Below are 18,021 nucleotides of genomic sequence, written 5' to 3'. Positions count from 1 at the left end.
CCCTCCCCCACATCAAAGGTGCCGGAGCACACGCACCGGCGGCTGGCTCAGCGCTCGCCATGTGCCAACGAGGCCGAAGCCCACCGTGAACACCAGCGCCAGCACCACCGCCCCCAGCGCCGCGCCGGGCGCAAAGGTGAAGGCGATGGTCATCACCCGTGTGACGACGAAATAGGCCGCCAGTGCCCCTGCCCCGATCGCGAAGACCGCCGTAACGAGGCCGAGGCCGGCATACTCCAGCGCATAGGCGCCCACCAGGCTGCGGCGTGTGGCGCCGAGCGTCTTCAGGATCACCGCATCATAGACCCGGTGCTGATGCCCCGCCGCCAGCGCACCGGCCAGCACGAGGATGGAGGTGAGCAGCGTCACGAGGCTGGCGATGCGGATGCCGAAGGCAAGGTCGCCCACCATCTTGTTGGCCTGATCCAGCGCCTCCTTCACCCGCACCGTCGTGACGGCCGGATAGGCGGCGGCCACCTCGCGCATGAAGGCGAGTTCGCGCGCCGATCCCGCGCCTTCCGGGAAGGTGAGTGTCGCCAGCACGGAATAAGGCGCCCCGGCGAAGGTGGCGGGCGAGAACTGCATCACGAAATTGATGCCGAGCCGCTCCCATTTCACATCGCGGAAGTTGGTGAGCTTGGCGGTGATGGAGCGGCCGAGGACGTTCACCGTCACGCTGTCGCCGAGCTTGAGACCGAGACCCTCCGCAAGCTTGCGGTCGAAGGAGACCTGCGCCTCCGGCTCGTCAGGCGACCACCAGCGCCCGGCGACCACTGTGGAGCCCTCCGGAACCTCATTGCCGAAGGAGATGCCGCGATCGCTCTGGAGCACCCAGGCGGCATCGGGGGCGGGCTTCACCTCTTCCGCCGGCACGTCGTTGAGGGCGGTGATGCGCCCACGCAGCATGGGCACCGACTTGTAGGTGGCCTCCGGCGCGTGCGTGGCGATGAAGGCGGCAAAGGCCTCCTGCTCGCTGCTCGGCACGTCCACGAAGAAGAAGCTCGGCGCCTTTTCCGCCAGCGAGCCGGAAATCTCCTGCGTCAGGCTTCGGTCGATGAGGGCGATGGCGGTGAGCAGCGAGAGGCCAAGCCCGAGCGACAGCACCACCGTGGGCGTCAGCGCGCCGGGACGGTGGATGTTGGCGAGCGCCAGGCGCGCCATGGTGCCGCGCGGGCGCGGCAGGCGGCGGGCGAGCACCATGATGCCGAGCGCCACGAGCCGCAGCAGCAGGAACACGGCCGCGGAGGCGGCGAGGAAGATCAGCGCCGAGCGCTGGTCTTCAGCCGTCACGAGCGCCACGGCCACGAGCGCCGCCACCGCCGCCGCGCAGCCCACGAGGGCGGGCCAGCGCGGCCAGCGCCGGCGGGCACCGATCTCGTCCCGGAACAGTGCGGAGACCGGAGCCTCCTGCGCCCGCGCCAGCGGCCACAGCGTGAAGGCGAAGGTAACCAGCGCGCCGTAGAGGGCGGCGAAAGCGAGCGCGACCGCATCCACATGGGGTGAAAGCGGAAAGGGGATGTAAGCGGCCATCACGCCCGCCGCGACGAAGGGCACGGCGGCCCCCAGCACAAGGCCGAGGACGATGCCGAGGCCGGCGATCATCGCCACCTCGAACAGATAGGTGGTGAAGATGGTGGCCCGCGTCGCGCCCAGAGCCTTCAGGGTGGCAATGACCTCCCGCTTCTCGGCCAGATGCGCCGACACCGCATTGGCCACGCCCACGCCGCCCACCAGAAGGGCGGTGAGGCCCACCAGCGTCAGATATTGCGCGATGCGCTTCACATTGCGTTCGAGCTGCGGGGAAGCGGCATCGCGGGTGCGGACCTCGAAGCCCGCCTCCGGCGCACCCGCCCGCACCTTCTCGACGAAAGCCGCCAGCGCTTCGGGCCGCGGATCATCGAGCCGCACCCGGTAGCTCCAGCGCACGAGGCTGCCCGGCTGGATGAGCTTCGTGGCGTCGAGCGCCGCATCGGAAATGAGGAAGCGCGGGCCGAAGCCGACGCCGGAGGCCAGACGGTCCGGCTCCGAGGCGAGCACGGCCCGCAACTGGAATGCAGCCTCACCGAGGCGGATAACGTCACCGACCTTCACCTCCAGGCGGGAGAGGAAGGTCTCGTCCACCACCGCGCCATAAAGCCCGTCCTTCAGCGCCAGAGCGGCATCGAGAGGCATCTGCGGCGCGAGTTCCGCTGAGCCGACCAGCGGATACGTGCCATCCACGGCCTTCATCTCGACAAGGGTCGCGGCGCCGCTTTCGGTCCGGGCCATGGCGCGCATGAGGGCCACACGGCCCACAGTGCCGCCGGAGGCGAGGAGGGCGCGCTCAGGATCGCTCGCCTCCCGCTGGATGAGCGTGAAAGCGGCATCGCCGCCAAGGATGGAGCGCCCCTCGCGGGCCAGGCCATCGGTGAGAGCGCGGGCAAAGGAGCCGACCCCGGCAATGGACATGACGCCGAGGACGAGACAGGCGAGGAAGATGCCGAAGCCGCGCTTGGCCCCGCGCAGTTCGCGCAGCGCAAAGGCGAAGGCGACGGAGAGACGGGCGGTGCTCATGCGCCGGCCGCCGCGCTGGCGACAGGGGTGTCGGCCTCGATGACGCCGGAGCGCAGGCGCACGTTGCGGGCACAGCGGCGGGCAAGTGCCGGATCATGGGTCACCAGCACCAGCGTGGTGCGCCGGGCGGCATGGGCGGCGAACAGCAGATCCATGATCTGCTGGCCCGTCGCCTCGTCGAGGTTTCCGGTGGGCTCGTCCGCGACCAGAATGGGCGGCTGAGGCGCGAGCGCCCGGGCCACCGCGACGCGCTGCTGCTCGCCGCCCGACATCTGTGCCGGATAATGGTTCAGTCGGTGGCCGAGGCCCACGGCCTCAAGCTCGTCCGCCGCCCGCGCGAAGGCATCGCGTCGCCCCGCGAGTTCCAGCGGCACCGCCACATTCTCCAGCGCCGTCATGGTGGGGATGAGGTGGAAAGACTGGAAGACGATCCCCACATTCGCCCCACGGAACCGCGCGAGGCGATCCTCGTCGAGCGCGGTCACATCCTCGCCAGCGACCTCCACCCGCCCCTTGTCCACGCGCTCCAGACCCGCCATCACCATGAGAAGCGTGGACTTGCCCGAGCCGGAGGGGCCGACGAGGCCGACCGTCTCGCCCGGCGCGACGGTGAGGGACACGCCCTTGAGCACATGGACGCGTGCCGCGCCCGTGCCGAGGGAGAGGTCCACGCCGGACAGGGCAATGGCGGGGGAATGGGAAGCGGAAGAAGAGAGAGTATCCATGCCGGAGGCGATCGCCATCATCCTGAAGTCCATCACGGGCGTCGTCCGCCGTGCGGAGATTACGTTACGGTCTGGCCGCTTGCGTTCATATGGGACATGGAAGGCGGCAACGGGAAGGCTCCTCGTCACGCTCACGGCGGTCACGATCCTGTCAGCCGAGGTGGCAGCGGCCAAGACCATCCATCTCGTGGCCTTCGGCGACAGCCTGACCGCCGGCTACGGCCTGCCGCGCGCCGATGCCTTTCCGGCGCGTCTTGAGGCGGCCCTGAGGGCCAAGGGATACGACGTCTCCGTCACCAATGCGGGCGTGTCCGGCGACACCTCCACCCAGGGCCTCGCGCGGCTGGACTGGTCCGTGCCCCCCGGCACCGATGCGGTGATCGTCGAACTGGGCGCCAATGACATGCTGCGCGGACAGGATCCGAACATCACCCGGCGCACGCTGGACGAGATCTTGACGCGGCTGAAGGGCCGCAACATCCCTGTGCTGCTGGCCGGGATGCGGGCCGCGCCCAATTTCGGCGCCGACTACCAGAAGGCCTTCGATGCCATCTATCCCGATCTGGCGAGCAAGCACGGCGTGCTGCTCTATCCCTTCTTTCTCGATGGCGTTGCTGGAGATCGCAGCCTCAACCAGGCGGACGGCATGCACCCCACGGCGGCCGGCGTGAACCGCATCGTGCCGGCCATTCTGCCCAGCGTCGAAAAACTTCTGGCGGAGACCAGCCAACGCTAGTCAAAACGCCGAAATCATGCTCTTGGCGCGGGCGGGAAATCGAGGAAGCGCGCGCATTTTCGAACCATTTTGGTACCGATCGGGTGCAAGCCTCAGGAAGCGCTACCACAGTAACGTTCAGCGCTTCCTTGAGAGCGGGCTTCGGCGCAGTTTGTGTCTCGCGCGCACCAGTCGCTTGTTTTACTGAACGATACCGTCACGGGGCATGGGACGATGGAACCCGAGGATCGCTACAACGCGTCACTCACCGATGAGGGGCACTATCGCATCCTTCTGGATGCGGTGCCTGAGTGCGCCATCTACATGATGAACACCGAAGGCGTCGTGGTGAGCTGGAACGAGGGCGCCCAGCGCCTGCTCGGCTACGAGACCAAGGAAATCGTCGGCGAGAACTTCTCCTGCTTCTACGCCTCTTCCGACAATCAGGCCGAACTGCCCCGCCAGTCGCTCGCCATCGCCTCCAAGGAACGCAAGTTTACCGGCCAGTGCTGGCAGAAGCGCAAGAACGGCACGCGCTTCTGGGCCGAGATCGTCATCTTCCCCATCCGCAACCCGCTCGGCCCCCTGGTGGGCTATGCCAAGATCACCCGCGACATCAGCGAGATCCGCGCCGTCCGTGAGGCGCTCTGGCGGTGCGAGGAGCGCTTCCGCCTGCTGGTGGAAGGCGAGAACACCCATGGCGTCTACATGCTGGACCCCAAGGGCGAGATCTCGACCTGGAACACCGCCGCCGAGCAGATCCACGGCTATACGGCCGACGAGATCGTGGGCGAGAATTTCTCCCGCTTCTACACGGAGGCGGACCGCGCCGCGGGCCTGCCCATGCAGGTGCTGGAGACTGCCACGAAGACCGGCCGCCATGAAAAGGAAGGCTGGCGGCTGCGCAAGAACGGCACGCTGATCTGGACGCGGGTCATTCTCGATGCGATCCGCGATCCCGACGACAACCTCATCGGCTTTGCCGAGATCGTCCGCGATCTGAGCGACGATTACGGCCTGCCCGACGACATGCGCGAACCCGCCCCCGCCTCGCCCATGGGCGAGTGAGGCGTCGCCGTCAGAAACGGTAGTTCACCCACAGGACGAGACCGTTCTCCTGCGGGAAGTTGCGGGCGAGGTAGGTGGTGAACGCGGCAAGACCGACGCGCATATGCGGGTCGATCTCCACCAGCGCCGCCACCTGCCCCTTGTAATAGGCATAGGACAGATCGAAGTCCGGTCCGGTGCCGGCGCCTTCCGAGATGACGTTGAAGGACTGCACCATCAGCTTCCAGCCCGGCGCCACCTCGGCCCCGATCGTCAGGTCGAGCCGGGCTTCATCCGGCGGATCGCCCCAGCGCTGGCGCTGCGCGATCTGGAGATCGACGAAAGCCGGCATCCCCAGAAGCATGAAGGAAAAGCCGGCCAGCAGACGGAAATCCGCCTCCCACTGCGTATAGCCGATGGCGGCCGGATTGGCGGAGCCGGCGGCGCCGGGCGCACGCCCGATGACCTGCATGGAGACGATGCCGCCCCCATCCTCCCAGAGCCGCACGCGCGCGCCGAAATCCGTGTAGCCCATGCCGGCATAGGTGGACGGGCGGCTGCCATCGACGCTGATGGCAAGGAACTGAGAGCCGAGAATGACGGTGATGCCGTCCGCCATGCCCATCTCGCCGAAGATCGTCTGCTCCACCTTGGTGTAGGCGGTGCCGGTCTGCAGCGCATAGCCAGGGCCGAAGGCGGAGCCGGCCGACGCGATGGTGGTGGTGGACCAGAATTCGGATTGCGCGGGCGGCAGGGTCCAGGCACCGGCCATGGCAAGAGCGCGCGAAGCCAGAAGAAGCAAAACCGCAAGGCACAGGCGCAGCCCCGCCGTGCCGCAGGCGCGGGCATCCCAGACCGTCCACCACCAGTGCCCTGCCGCCATCTTCCGCCCCCCAAGCGGAATATGGGCTGCCGGGATCACGTTCCGCGCCGCATCAGGCCGGACCGCGCTCCCCTCCCCGCCGCAGAGCTTAGCGCAAACCCCGGCGGACGAAAGCCGATTGCGTGACGAAGCGGACACACGCTTAACGGGTTGCAGGCGCCTGCGGGCTTTCCTGCCGGCCCCTTATGGCCTAAGTGCGCGGGACCATTCGTTCCCCCGAGACAAGAAGACCCATGATCCGCCTCGACAACATCAGCAAGCAGAACGGCAAGCAGATCGTCTTCATCGAGGCGTCCATGTCCCTGCTCAAGGGCGAGAAGGTGGGCCTCGTCGGCCCCAACGGTGCCGGCAAGTCCACCCTGTTCCGCCTCATCACCGGCCGTGAACTGCCGGATGAAGGCCAGGTCTCCATCGATCGCGGCGTGACCATCGGCTATTTCGACCAGGACGTGGGCGAGATGTCCGGCCGCAGTGCGCTGGCCGAAGTGATGGACGGCGCCGGCCCGGTGAGCGTGGTGGCGGCCGAGCTGAAGGAACTGGAGGAGGCCCTCGCCGATCCGGAGCAGGCGGACAATCTGGACGCGCTGGTGGAGCGCTATGGCGAGGTGCAGGGCCGGTTCGAGGAACTGGGCGGCTACGCGCTGGAGGGCCGGGCGAGCGAAGTGCTGGCCGGCCTCGGCTTCAGCCCGGAGATGATCGACGGCGACGTGGGCAAACTCTCGGGCGGATGGAAGATGCGCGTGGCCCTCGCCCGCATCCTGCTGATGCGCCCCGACGCCATGCTGCTGGACGAGCCCTCGAACCACCTCGACATCGAGAGCCTGATCTGGCTGGAGCAGTTCCTGAAGAATTACGAGGGCGCGCTGATGATGACATCGCACGATCGCGCCTTCATGAACCGCATCGTCACCAAGGTGGTGGAGATCGACGGCGGCACGCTGACCTCCTATTCCGGCAATTACGAATTCTATGCCGAGCAGCGGGCGCTGGCGGACAAGCAGCAGCAGGCCCAGTTCGAGCGCCAGCAGGCGATGCTCGCCAAGGAGATCCAGTTCATCGAGCGCTTCAAGGCTCGCGCCTCCCACGCGGCGCAGGTGCAGAGCCGGGTGAAGAAGCTGGAGAAGATCGACCGGGTGGAGCCGCCCCGCCGCCGCCAGACGGTGGCCTTCGAATTCCAGACCCCGCCTCGCTCGGGCGAGGACGTGGTCAGCCTCAAGGGCGTGCACAAGGCCTATGGCGCGCGCACCATCTATGAGGGGCTCGACTTCTCGGTACGCCGACGCGAGCGCTGGTGCGTGATGGGGATGAACGGCGCCGGCAAGTCCACCCTACTCAAGCTCGTGACAGGCTCAACGGAACCTGACGCCGGCAGCGTGACCCTCGGCGGCAGCGTGAAGATGGCCTATTTCGCCCAGCACGCCATGGAACTGCTGGAAGGCGAGCACACGGTGTTCGAGAGCCTGGAAGACAGCTTCCCGCAGGCGGGCCAGGGCTCGCTCCGCGCGCTCGCCGGCTGCTTCGGCTTCTCGGGCGACGATGTGGAAAAGCGCTGCCGCGTCCTCTCCGGCGGCGAGAAGGCCCGCCTCGTGATGGCCAAGATGCTGTTCGACCCGCCGAACTTCCTGGTGCTGGACGAGCCCACCAACCATCTCGACATGGCCACCAAGGAGATGCTCATCGACGCCCTCGCCAACTACGAGGGCACCATGCTGTTCGTCTCGCATGACCGCCACTTCCTCGCGGCCCTGTCGAACCGGGTGCTGGAACTCACCCCGGACGGCATCCACCAGTATGGCGGCGGCTACACCGAATATGTGGCCCGCACCGGCCAGGAAGCGCCCGGCCTGCGGAATTGATGGGAGGCGGGGCCGCGTTTGAACAGGGAACGGGGCCGTGGCGCATTAAGCGCTTAGCCTTGTTCGCGCCTTGCGGTTACGAACGCCAAACGTTATGTATATCCAACGTTGATACATTGCGAGCCGCACGGAGGAGAGCCGCCGATGATCGCCGCCGTAGCAAAATGGGGCAACAGCCTCGCCCTGCGCATTCCCAACACCTATGCCCGCGAACTCTCCGTCCGCGAGGGAGGGAGCGTTGACATCAGCGTTGTCGATGGGGCGCTGGTGATCCGTCCCATCGCTGACGCGCACAGCTATGACCTAGAGGCTCTTGTGCAGGGTATTACGGAAGACAATTGCCATGGTGAACTCGCCACGGGCCGCTCAGTCGGCAACGAATTCTGATACGGCTTATTGTCCTGATCGCTGCGATATTATCTGGATTGATTTCAACCCCCAGACGGGCCGTGAACAGGCAAACCGGCGCCCCGCATTTGTATTATCGCCGCGCAGCTACAACAGGGTGACGCGCCTGTGCATCCTGTGCCCCATCACCAGCCAGATCAAAGGCTATCCGTTCGAGGTGGAGCTGAAGTCAGGCTCCACCACGGGCGTTATCCTTTCCGACCAGGTCAAAAGCCTCGACTGGCAACAGCGGCGGTCGGACTTCATCGAGAACAACCCAGACCCGTTTCCGGAGATCTCCGGGAAACTCAAGGCCCTGCTCGGCCTCTGATCTCCCGGAGATGACTTTGCCGGACAGGTCACCGCCTCACGTCGCGACCGGCTCGCCCAGCGTATGCATGAGGCGGTTGGCCCAGCCGAAGATGGCGGCGGAGAGGATCAGGTCCACCTGCTCCAGATCGGTCAGCCCCTGTTCGCGCAGAGCAGCGATATGATCTGCCGTTGCTTCGGGCGGGGTATTCGACACCGCTACGGCAAAATCGAAGATGGCCTGATTGCGCGGCTCCAGTTCCGCCTCCGTCTCGGCGGCGAAAATGGCCTCTATGACCTCCGGCGCCTTGGCGAGCTGGTTGTAGCGGGAGGCATGGACCGCCGCGCAATAGACGCAGTGGTTCACCACCGAGGCGCCCACCGCCCCCAATTCCCGCTCCGCCCGCGACAGGCCATCGTCGCCATACATGATGGCGTTGAAGAGGGGCGAGCGCACCGCCAGCGATTCCGGATCGTGGGCCAGCGTGAGCACGTAATCCGACACCTTGGTGTTGGAGGGCGTGATCTTCATCGCCTCGCGCTGTTCCTCGGTCGCCTCCTCGAGGCGCACCGGCGTCACATAGGGCCTCCAGCGGGGTACCTTAGTGGTGAAGGTATGGACGACCTCGCTCATGCCGTGCCTCCCAGCAGACGCAGCCCGGCGATGACGCGGGCCTGATAGTTCACGAAGGCCGCAAGCTCGGCGAGACGAACCACGTCCGCCTCGGCGACGCCCGCCGCCGTGAGGGTTTCGATATCGCCCCGCGTCGCCTCGCGCGGCGCCAAAGTGAGCATGTCCGCGTGGCGCACGATTGCGCCGAGGCGCGGCGCGAACGGCCCGGCCTGACCGGCGGCAACGCGGGTGAGTTCCGGCGTCTCGCCCGCCTGTGACAGCAGGCCCTGATAATGGGCGGCGAGCGCCTCGTCCGCCAGCGCACGCGCCATGCGCACCGCCAGCGCGGCGCGTTCGCCGTGGCTCAGCCCGCCGGGGGCGCGGGGAATGAGCACTGCGTCATGGCTCGCCTGGCTCAGCGCCATGATCTGCGCCCGCTCAGCCAGTGCGGCCGCGAGCGGCGAACCGGGCCGGACGCCCGCCAGCCGTTCGATCACATGATCCATCTGAAGGTCCGCTCCATCTGTCGCGCGGTCGGGTCGAGCCCCGGCACGGCGGCTTTCAATCCACTTTACACATAGAAATTATTTTATTATGTGCGATCCGTATGGCGCCTGCGCGCTCCGCAGGCGCCATCGGGTGCTCGGTGCCATATTTTCATGCTTGCGACGAATTGTACCAGTCTTATCATGCTGAATATGGATTTTAATGATCTGGATCTCCGGCAGCTGGATGCCTTCTCCGCCGTCATGTCGGCGGGCAGCATCACCGGGGCGGCGCGCCTGCTCGGCCGCTCGCAGCCGGCCACCACGCGCCTCATCCAGGATCTGGAAGAAAGCCTCGGCTATCCGCTCTTCCACCGCAACGGCCCGCGCATCTCGCCGACCGAGCAGGGTGTCCTCTTCTTCGAGGAGGTGGAACGCCTCCTCGTCAGCCTGAAGCATATCCGGGAGCGGGCCGGCGCCATCGGGCGCGGCGAGGCCCGCCCCTTCGAGGTCGCCGCGACGCCCGCCCTTTCCATCGGCATCGTTCCCGACGCGCTGGCGGCGATGGGCGGCGGCACCTTGCCCCGCCTCCTGCACATCCAGTCACTCTCCGCCGAGAATGTGGTGCAGACGCTGCTCGCCCGCGCCGCGGACTTCGGCATTGCCAGCCTGCCCATCGAGCATCCGGGCCTCGATGTGCACTGGATCGGGGAAGCGCCCTGCGTGGCGGCGGTGGCGGCGGGGTCCGAGTTGGCCAGGCAGGACACGATCCGCATCGCCGATCTCGCCGGGGCCTGCATCATCACCATGGCGAACCCCTACCGTCTGCGGCGGCGGGTGAATGAGGCCATCGCGCAGGCCGGCGTCACGCCGCTGCGCGTCATCGACACCAATGCTTCGCTCACCGCATTGTCGCTCGCCCGCGCGGGGCTGGGCGTTGCCATCGTCGAGCCGGCGAGCGCCTGCGGGCTCCTGCCCGAGGGACTCGTTCTGAAGCCCCTCGACGTGCACATCCCTTTCCTCTTCGGCACGGTCTCCCCAGCGGCCAAGCCGTTGTCCTCCACCCTCATCGCCTTCAACGACGCCTTGCGCGAGGTGGCCGCCCGCCGCCTTCCCGGCTTCCGCCTGCACGAGGCGGGCAAGCGGGAAGCGCTGGCCGATGCGGTCTATGGCGCGGATGCTCCCGCCCCGACCGCCGCCAAAGGGAGACCCATCCGATGACCGAACGCACGGCCGGCGAACGCCCCATGGACCTTGATGCCCTCGAAGCCCGCCTGAAGCAGGATCTGCAATGGCTGGAACTGCCGTCGAAGTCCTGGGTGCCCCCGCGCGTCGTGGACGGCCAGCGGGTGCGCGATGTGGTCATCATCGGCGCCGGCATGGCGGGGCTGGTCGCCTCGGGCATGCTGAAGCGCCTCGGGGTCGATAATCACGTGCTCTATGACCGCGCTCCGGCCGGCCGCGAGGGGCCGTGGGTCACTTACGCGCGCATGGAAACGCTGCGCTCGCCCAAGCAGCTCACCGGACCTGCCATGGGCCTGCCGGCGCTCACCTTCCAAGCTTATTATCAGGCCCGCTTCGGCCGCACGGCGTGGGATGCGCTGGGCAAGATCCCGCGCGAGATCTGGATGGATTATCTTGTCTGGTACCGGAAGGTGCTGGAGCTGCCGGTCGAAAATGGCGTCGAGCTGAAGCGCATCCACCCGCGCGCCGATGGCCTTCTGGATCTCGCCATCGAGACGCCCCAAGGCCCCGAGACCGTCACCACCCGCCATGTGGTGCTCGCCACCGGCCGCGACGGCCTCGGCGGACCCTGGGCGCCGCCGGTTGCCACCGCTCTGCCCCGCCGTTTCTGGGCGCATTCGGCGGACGCCATCGACTTCTCGGCGCTGAAGGGCAAGCGCGTGGCCGTGGTCGGCGCCGGGGCCTCGGCCATGGACAATGCCGCCACCGCGCTGGAGGAAGGCGCCGGCCGGGTGGATCTCTTCATCCGCCGCACGGACATTCCGCGCATCAACAAATTCACCGGCATCGGCAGCCAGGGCGTGGTGCATGGCTTCGCCGGCCTGTCCGACGACTGGAAGTGGCGCTTCCTCGATCACACGCTCAGCGCCCAGACCCCGCCGCCGCGCGACAGCACGCTGCGCGTTTCGCGCCATTCCAACGCCTTCTTCCATCTCGGCAGCCCCATCGATAGCCTCGTGGTGGAGGGCGATCATCTGGTGCTCACCACGCCCAAGGGGCGCTATGAGCTTGATTTCATCATCTTCGCCACCGGCTTCCGGGTGGACCTCTCGCTGCGGCCGGAGCTTGTGGAAGTCGCGCCCTTCATCCGCTTCTGGGGTGACCGCTTCACTGCGCCGGATGGGCTAGACAATGAGGAGCTCTCGACCTCGCCGGACCTTGGCGAGAGCTTCGAATTCCTGGAGCGCGAGCCCGGCACCTGCCCGGCCCTGCGCTACATCCACGGCTTCAACTTCCCGGCGACCCTAAGCCACGGCAAGCTCTCCGGCGACATCCCCGCCATCAGCGAGGGGGCCGACCGACTGGCGCGCGGCATCGTGCGCGAGATCTTCGTGGCCGATCGCGAGATTCATTTCGCCAATCTCAAGGCCTTCGACGTGCCGGAGATTCAGGGCGACGAATGGACGGACGCGGACGCGCCACCACGGGAGGGCACCCATGCCGCCGAGTGAGCCGCGCAGCATCGCGCTCAATGGAGCACGCTTCGTCTATGACGTTGCGGGACAGGCGCATGACGAGACCATCGTCGTGCTCCATGGCGGGCGCGGCATTGGCGACCACCGGGCCGATTTCCAGGCCTTCCTGCCCCTCACCGACCGCTATCGGCTGCTCGCTTATGACCAGCGCGGCTGCGGCCTCTCCTCACTGACGCCGCCCTATACCTTCGGCCAGTTCGCGGATGATCTCGAAGCCATCCGGCAGGAGCTGTGTGGCGGACGGCGCATTATCCTGATCGGCGGCTCCTTCGGCGGCATGATCGCCCTCACCTACGCGGTGAAATATGGCGCGAACGGCCTCTCCCGCCTCGTCCTGCGCGGCACCGCGCCGAGCCACCACCACGAGGCGGAGGCCGTCGCCAATTTCAAGGCGCGCCTGCACAAGGCGCCCAGCGCCTCCCTGCGCATGGTGGAGAAGATGTTCTCGGACGTCATCGACGACACCGAGCTGCGCCTCATCTGGCTCGCCCTCCAGCCGCTCTATTTCGAGACCTTCGATCCCGACGCCGCGCTGGAGCGCACCCGCACGCTGAGCCTGCACGCGGAGACGCATAACGCCCTCTTCGCCGTGAAGGACTATGACCTGCGCGACCAGTTGGCCGGCATCGCGGTGCCGACGCAGGTGATCGTCGGCGGCGAGGACTGGATCTGCCCGCCCTCCCAGTCGCGCCTCATCGCCGGGCGCGTACCGGGGGCAGAGCTCCTTGAGATTCCGGGCGCGAACCACTCAGTCCATATCGAGGCCAACGCCCAGGTGCTCGCCGGCATCCGCTCCTTCCTCGAAAGGACGGCCCCGTGACGCGCTATGTGGCGGCGAAATTCGGCGAGGCGCTCATCGCCATCTGGGGCGTGGTGACGATCGTTTTCTTCGTCACGCGCCTCGTGGGCGACCCGGTGGCGCTGCTGCTGCCGGTGGGCGCGTCGCCCGAGCAGATGCAGGCGCTCACCGCCGCCCTCGGGCTCGACAAGCCCTTGTGGCAGCAATACCTCACCTTCTTCTGGCAGGTGATGGGCGGGGATTTCGGACAGTCCTTCCAGTTCAACCGGCCCGCCATGGAGGTGGTGCTGGAGCGGATGCCCGCCACCATCCAGCTTGCCCTCGTCGCCATCGTTCTCGGCACTGTCATCGGCGGGCTCGCCGGCTCCATCGCTGCTACGCGGCGCGGGTCGGTTATTGAATTCGTGGTCATGACGCTGGCCCTGCTCGGGCAGGCGACGCCGGTCTTCTGGCTCGGCATCATGCTGATCCTGCTCTTCGCCGTGGATCTCGGCTGGCTGCCCACGGGCGGCTATGGTTCGCCGAGCCATCTGGTGCTGCCCGCCTTCACGCTCGCCGTCTTCGTCAGCGCCTCCATCGCCCGCCTGCTGCGCTCCAGCATGCTGGACGTGCTGAAGGAGGATTATGTGCGCACCGCCCGCGCCAAGGGCCTGCTGCCGGGCACCATCTTCGTCTGGCATCTGGCGCGCAATGCGCTGATCCCGGTGGTGACGATGATCGGCATCCTCACGGGCGAACTGCTCGGCGGCTCGGTGGTGACGGAGACGGTGTTTGCCTGGCCGGGCGTCGGCCGCCTGATTGTGCAGGCCATCGAGACCAAGGACTTCCCGGTCATCCAGGCGGGCGTCGCCATGATCGCCGCCATCTATGTGGGCATCAACCTGCTGGTCGACCTGCTCTATGTGGTCATCGATCCGCGCATCCGGGGACGGGGCTGAGCCATGAAGCGCTTCTTCCTCGCCCTCCTGCGCAGCCGGTCCGGCCTCTTCGGCATGGTGCTGCTCGTCGCCTTCATCGGTGCGGCCCTGCTCGCCCCGGTGCTGGACCTGCCCAATCCCGTGCGCGGCGATCTCAAGGCTCGCCTTGCCCCGCCCACCTGGACCTCGCCTTTCTCCCCCGGCGCCCATCCGCTGGGCACCGACCAGCTCGGCCGCGACATCCTGAGCCGCATCGTTTACGGCAGCCAGATCACGCTGGCCGTGGCGGCGAGCGCCGTGGTGCTGGGCGGCATCGTGGGCGTGTTCCTGGGCATCGTCGCGGGTTATCGCGGCGGCATGGTGGATCGCATCCTGATGCGGCTCGTGGACATCCAGCTTGCCATCCCGCTCATGCTGCTGGCGCTGCTGGTGGTGGCAGCGCTGGGGCCGAGCCTCTCCAATCTCATCGTGGTCCTCGCGGTGACGAGCTGGATCCGCTACGCCCGCATCATCAGGGGGCAGGTGCTCTCCCTGCGCGAGCGCGAGTTCGTGCTGGCGGCGCGGGCCATCAGCGCCTCCACCTCGCGCATCATGCTGCGGCACATCCTGCCCAACGTGCTCACCCCCGCCCTCGTCGTGGCGACGCTGGAACTCGCCCGCATCATCATCATGGATGCGGCGCTGAGCTTCCTCGGCCTCGGCGTGCAGCCGCCCACCGCCTCCTGGGGCCGGATGCTGGCGGAAGGCCGCACCTACATCTCAAGCGCCTGGTGGATCGTCACCTTCCCCGGCCTCGCCATCCTGCTCACCGTGCTGAGCGTGAATCTCGTGGGCGACTGGCTGCGGGACTATTTCGACCCGAGACTGAGGACCTGACGCATGACCGCATTCGGCAATCCCTCCCGCATCGAGCGGCTGCGCACCCGGATGGCGCAGGCGGGCATCGACCTCATTGTCTCCTTCAAGCCGGAGAACAGCTTCTATCTCACCGGCTTCAACCCCATCATCTACAGCCATCCGGTCATTGCGCTGCTGCCGCGCGAGGGCGAGGCGCAGGTGCTGCTGCACGCGCTGCGGGACGACCACGCCCGCGCCTCCAGCTTCGTGCGCGACATCCGCCTCTATGGCGCGTGGTCCACAAAGGTGACCATGGGCCTGCACTGGCAGGCGGCGCTCCAGAGCCTCGTCACCGAGGCGGGCTTTGCCAATGCCGTCATCGGCATCGAGGAGGATTTCCTGCCCGTCTCGCGCCACCGCGAGCTTCAGGGATTGTTTCCGGGCGCGAGCTTCAAGGATGTCTCCGGCCTCATCATGTCGACCCGCCTCGTGAAGGATGCGGACGAGATCGAGAACTGCCGCGCCGCCGCCCGCATCGCGGACGTGGGCATGGACGCGGCGGTGGAAGCGGTGCGCGCCGGCGGCAGCGAGCGGGACATCGCGCTTGCCTCCATGGCCGCCATGAACCGCTTCTGGGCCGACACCTTCCCGGACAAGGAAGTGTGCGACTTCGGCAGCCTTGAGGGCGGCGCGCAGAACGGCCTCTGGACCTGGGCGCTGGCCGGCGAGCGCATGTTCATGAACTGCGACAACCCCACCCAGCGCCGCCCGGCGCCGGGCGAGTGCGTGAGCATCTTCATCTGGACCATCATCAACGGCATCCACGCGGAGAACGAGCGCACCGTTATGGTGGGCGAGGTGCCGGAGGCCAACCGCCGGGCCCTCACCTCCATCCTCGAAATCCGCGAGGAACTGTTCCCGCTGCTGAAGCCCGGCACGCCCATCTCGGCGCTCTTCGCCGGCACCAAGGCGGGACTGGAAGCGCGCGGCTATGGCAAGTATCTGCCCGGCCGCATCGGCCACGGCATCGGCCTTGGCGCCCATGAGCATCCCTCTCTGGATGCGCGCACCGACATTCCGCTGGAGCCGGGCATGATCTTCACGCTGGAGCCAAACCTGCGGATGCCGGGCATCGGCGCCACGCAGATTTCCGACACCGTCCTCATCACGCCCGATGGCTGCGAATTCCTCACGCAGTCCGTGGGCGGGCTGATCACGGCCTGATCCGCATGGCGTCGCTCCTCCAGATCCGCAACCTCACCGTGGCGTTCGATACGCCGGCGGGGGTGGTTCATGCGGTCAATGACGTCTCCTACGATCTGGAGGAGGGCGAGACGCTCGGCATCGTGGGCGAGAGCGGCTCGGGCAAGAGCGTGCACGTGCTGGCCATGACCGGCCTCATCGCCAGGCCCCCCGGCCGCATCGTCGCCGGCTCCGTGCTGTTCGAGGGGCGCGACCTGCTCAGGATGCCAGAGCGCGACTTGCGCGATCTGCGCGGCGGGCGCATCGGCTTCGTCTTTCAGGACCCGATGACCTCGCTCAACCCGGTGCTGACGGTGGAGCGGCAACTAGTGGAGCTTCTGGTGCGCCACCAGCCGCTCTCCAAGGCGCAGGCGCGCAAGCGGGCCATCGAGCTGCTGGAACTGGTGCGCATTCCGGATGCGGAAAAGCGCATCGGCCAGTATCCGCATCAGTTCTCCGGCGGGATGCGGCAGCGGGTCATGATCGCCATCGGGGTCGCCTGCAATCCGCGCCTGCTGATCGCGGACGAGGCCACCACGGCGCTCGACGTGACCGTGCAGGCGCAGATCCTCGACATGATGCGCGATCTCAAGCGCGCGTTCGGCACCACCATCATCTGGATCACCCACGACATGGGCGTCGTCGCCGGCCTCGCGGACACGGTGCAGGTGATGTATGCGGGCCGCATTCTGGAGCGTGGGCCGGTGGATGCCGTCTTCGACGATCCCCGCAATGCCTATACCTGGGGCCTGCTGCAATCCCTGCCGACGGCCGAGCGCCGCGCGGAAGGCCGCCTGCACCAGATCCCCGGCAGCCCGCCCAATCTGGCCGCGCCGCAGGTGGGTGATCCTTTCGCGCCCCGCAATGCATTCGCGACGCCCCGCTGCTTCAAGGAGATGCCGCCCTTGAAGCAGGTGGAGCATGGCGCGCCCGGGCATCTGGCCGCCGCGTGGTATGACCTGCCCGCCGCCCTGAAGGCGAAGGGCCTTGCCATGGGAGGCGCCGCATGAGCGCGCCTCCCTGCACCCCGCTCCTCGATGTGAAGGACCTGCGCAAGACCTATACGAGCCGGCAGGGCCTGTTCGGCCGCGCCACCAGCGAGGTGCGGGCCATCGACGGCGTGTCCTTCCACATCGGGCATAAGGAAATCCTCGGCCTCGTCGGCGAAAGCGGCTCGGGCAAGAGCACCACCGGCCGCGTGGTACTGCGGCTGGAGGAGCCCACCGGTGGCGAGGTCTTCTTCGAGGGCAACCGCATCACCGATCTGCCGCCGCTGGAGTTGAAGCCCTATCGCCGGCAAATGCAGGTGGTGTTTCAGGATCCCTATGCGGCGCTCAACCCGCGCATGACGGTGGGCGATTTCGTCGCCGAGCCGCTGATCGTCCATCATCTGGCGGACAATCGGTCCGAGCGGCAGGATCGCGTCGCAGAGCTGTTCCGGCAGGTGGGGCTCGATCCCGCCTTCATGGCGCGCTATCCGCACGAATTCTCCGGCGGCCAGCGCCAGCGGGTGAACATCGCCCGCGCCATCGCCATGCGCCCGCGCCTGATCGTGGCGGATGAGCCCATCACCGCGCTGGACGTGTCCATTCAGGCGCAGATCGTGAACCTGTTTCAGGATCTCCAGCAGGAGCTGGGGATGGCATATCTCTTCATCGCCCACGACCTCTCCATGGTGCGCTATCTCTGCCACCGGGTGGCGGTGATGCTGCGCGGGCGCATAGTGGAGATGGCGCCAACCGAGGCCATCTTCACCGATCCGCGCCACCCCTATACGCGCTCGCTGCTCTCCGCGATCCCGGTGCCGAAACCCGCCATCGAGCGCCAGCGCCATCCCATCCCGTTCGATTACGAGCGCGAGAAACCCGCTCCCGACGCCACCTTGCAGGAGGTTGCGCCGGACCATTTCGTCCTCATCTCTCCCTGACCGCCC

General features: G+C 67.3%; 18 protein-coding genes. 13 read left to right on the top strand and 5 right to left on the bottom strand.

What is annotated here, in order from left to right:
* Positions 1 to 12: 12 nt before the first annotated feature.
* Together DFO45_RS02175 and DFO45_RS02170 are read right to left on the bottom strand one after the other, a co-directional pair.
* Positions 13 to 2,553: an FtsX-like permease family protein gene (locus tag DFO45_RS02175; RefSeq protein ID WP_133863582.1), complete on the bottom strand. Its 2,541-nt coding sequence runs from the start codon at positions 2,551 to 2,553 to the stop codon at positions 13 to 15.
* Complete coding sequence (locus DFO45_RS02170; protein ID WP_133863581.1) at positions 2,550 to 3,278, bottom strand: ABC transporter ATP-binding protein; 729 nt, start codon at positions 3,276 to 3,278, stop codon at positions 2,550 to 2,552. The genes DFO45_RS02175 and DFO45_RS02170 overlap by 4 nt, the downstream gene beginning before the upstream one ends.
* On the opposite strand from DFO45_RS02170, the gene DFO45_RS02165 reads away from it, so the two are divergent.
* Both DFO45_RS02165 and DFO45_RS02160 read left to right on the top strand, forming a co-directional pair.
* Complete coding sequence (locus DFO45_RS02165; protein ID WP_133863580.1) at positions 3,277 to 4,014, top strand: arylesterase; 738 nt, start codon at positions 3,277 to 3,279, stop codon at positions 4,012 to 4,014. The genes DFO45_RS02170 and DFO45_RS02165 overlap by 2 nt on opposite strands.
* 213 nt (positions 4,015 to 4,227) lie before the next feature.
* Positions 4,228 to 5,061 carry a PAS domain-containing protein gene (locus tag DFO45_RS02160; protein ID WP_133863579.1) on the top strand — a complete coding sequence of 278 codons (834 nt, stop codon included), beginning with the start codon at positions 4,228 to 4,230 and terminating at the stop codon, positions 5,059 to 5,061.
* A gap of 10 nt (positions 5,062 to 5,071) precedes the next feature.
* Here the strand turns inward: DFO45_RS02160 and DFO45_RS02155 are convergent, their stop codons facing one another.
* The gene (locus tag DFO45_RS02155; protein ID WP_133863578.1) at positions 5,072 to 5,923 is read right to left on the bottom strand and encodes a hypothetical protein; all 852 of its coding nucleotides are present in this window, start codon (positions 5,921 to 5,923) and stop codon (positions 5,072 to 5,074) included.
* A gap of 233 nt (positions 5,924 to 6,156) precedes the next feature.
* Between DFO45_RS02155 and DFO45_RS02150 the strand changes: the two genes are divergently transcribed.
* The 3 genes from DFO45_RS02150 (at position 6,157) to mazF (ending at position 8,497) form a co-directional block, all read left to right on the top strand.
* The gene (locus DFO45_RS02150) at positions 6,157 to 7,779 is read left to right on the top strand and encodes an ABC-F family ATP-binding cassette domain-containing protein (RefSeq protein ID WP_012172291.1); all 1,623 of its coding nucleotides are present in this window, start codon (positions 6,157 to 6,159) and stop codon (positions 7,777 to 7,779) included.
* A gap of 144 nt (positions 7,780 to 7,923) precedes the next feature.
* Positions 7,924 to 8,166 carry an AbrB/MazE/SpoVT family DNA-binding domain-containing protein gene (locus tag DFO45_RS02145; protein WP_133863577.1) on the top strand — a complete coding sequence of 81 codons (243 nt, stop codon included), beginning with the start codon at positions 7,924 to 7,926 and terminating at the stop codon, positions 8,164 to 8,166.
* Positions 8,123 to 8,497 (top strand): endoribonuclease MazF, encoded by a 375-nt coding sequence (gene mazF / locus DFO45_RS02140; protein WP_133863576.1) that lies wholly within the window; start codon positions 8,123 to 8,125, stop codon positions 8,495 to 8,497. The genes DFO45_RS02145 and mazF overlap by 44 nt, the downstream gene beginning before the upstream one ends.
* 36 nt (positions 8,498 to 8,533) lie before the next feature.
* Here mazF and DFO45_RS02135 read toward each other — a convergent pair whose 3' ends face one another.
* The gene (locus DFO45_RS02135; protein ID WP_133863575.1) at positions 8,534 to 9,109 is read right to left on the bottom strand and encodes a peroxidase-related enzyme; all 576 of its coding nucleotides are present in this window, start codon (positions 9,107 to 9,109) and stop codon (positions 8,534 to 8,536) included.
* Positions 9,106 to 9,594, bottom strand: a complete 489-nt coding sequence (locus tag DFO45_RS02130) for a CMD domain protein (protein ID WP_133863574.1) — start codon at positions 9,592 to 9,594, stop codon at positions 9,106 to 9,108. The genes DFO45_RS02135 and DFO45_RS02130 overlap by 4 nt, the downstream gene beginning before the upstream one ends.
* 183 nt (positions 9,595 to 9,777) lie before the next feature.
* Here DFO45_RS02130 and DFO45_RS02125 point away from each other — a divergent pair, with 183 nt between their 5' ends.
* The 8 genes from DFO45_RS02125 to DFO45_RS02090 are packed head-to-tail and all read left to right on the top strand — an operon-like array spanning position 9,778 to position 18,015.
* Complete coding sequence (locus DFO45_RS02125; protein ID WP_133863573.1) at positions 9,778 to 10,794, top strand: LysR family transcriptional regulator; 1,017 nt, start codon at positions 9,778 to 9,780, stop codon at positions 10,792 to 10,794.
* Entirely contained in the window at positions 10,791 to 12,269 is a 1,479-nt protein-coding gene (locus DFO45_RS02120; RefSeq protein WP_133863572.1) for an NAD(P)/FAD-dependent oxidoreductase, read from the top strand. Before DFO45_RS02125 ends, DFO45_RS02120 begins: the two co-directional genes overlap by 4 nt.
* Positions 12,256 to 13,113, top strand: coding sequence for an alpha/beta hydrolase (locus tag DFO45_RS02115; protein WP_133863571.1), 858 nt, complete (start codon positions 12,256 to 12,258; stop codon positions 13,111 to 13,113). The genes DFO45_RS02120 and DFO45_RS02115 overlap by 14 nt, the downstream gene beginning before the upstream one ends.
* A complete protein-coding gene (locus DFO45_RS02110; protein WP_133863570.1) occupies positions 13,110 to 14,030 on the top strand; it encodes an ABC transporter permease in 921 nt (306 codons plus the stop codon). The genes DFO45_RS02115 and DFO45_RS02110 overlap by 4 nt, the downstream gene beginning before the upstream one ends.
* Positions 14,031 to 14,033: 3 nt before the next feature.
* Positions 14,034 to 14,885 (top strand): ABC transporter permease, encoded by an 852-nt coding sequence (locus DFO45_RS02105; protein ID WP_133863569.1) that lies wholly within the window; start codon positions 14,034 to 14,036, stop codon positions 14,883 to 14,885.
* Positions 14,886 to 14,888: 3 nt separating this feature from the next.
* Positions 14,889 to 16,070 (top strand): Xaa-Pro peptidase family protein, encoded by a 1,182-nt coding sequence (locus DFO45_RS02100; RefSeq protein WP_133863568.1) that lies wholly within the window; start codon positions 14,889 to 14,891, stop codon positions 16,068 to 16,070.
* Positions 16,071 to 16,075: 5 nt separating this feature from the next.
* On the top strand, positions 16,076 to 17,098 hold the full coding sequence (locus DFO45_RS02095) for an ABC transporter ATP-binding protein (protein WP_133863567.1): 1,023 nt from the start codon (positions 16,076 to 16,078) through the stop codon (positions 17,096 to 17,098).
* Positions 17,095 to 18,015: an ATP-binding cassette domain-containing protein gene (locus DFO45_RS02090; protein ID WP_133863566.1), complete on the top strand. Its 921-nt coding sequence runs from the start codon at positions 17,095 to 17,097 to the stop codon at positions 18,013 to 18,015. The genes DFO45_RS02095 and DFO45_RS02090 overlap by 4 nt, the downstream gene beginning before the upstream one ends.
* Positions 18,016 to 18,021 lie beyond the last annotated feature (6 nt).

Origin of the sequence: Azorhizobium sp. AG788 (assembly GCF_004364705.1) — a bacterium.
Classification (GTDB): domain Bacteria; phylum Pseudomonadota; class Alphaproteobacteria; order Rhizobiales; family Xanthobacteraceae; genus Azorhizobium; species Azorhizobium caulinodans.
This window is presented reverse-complemented; position numbering and strand designations above follow the sequence as displayed.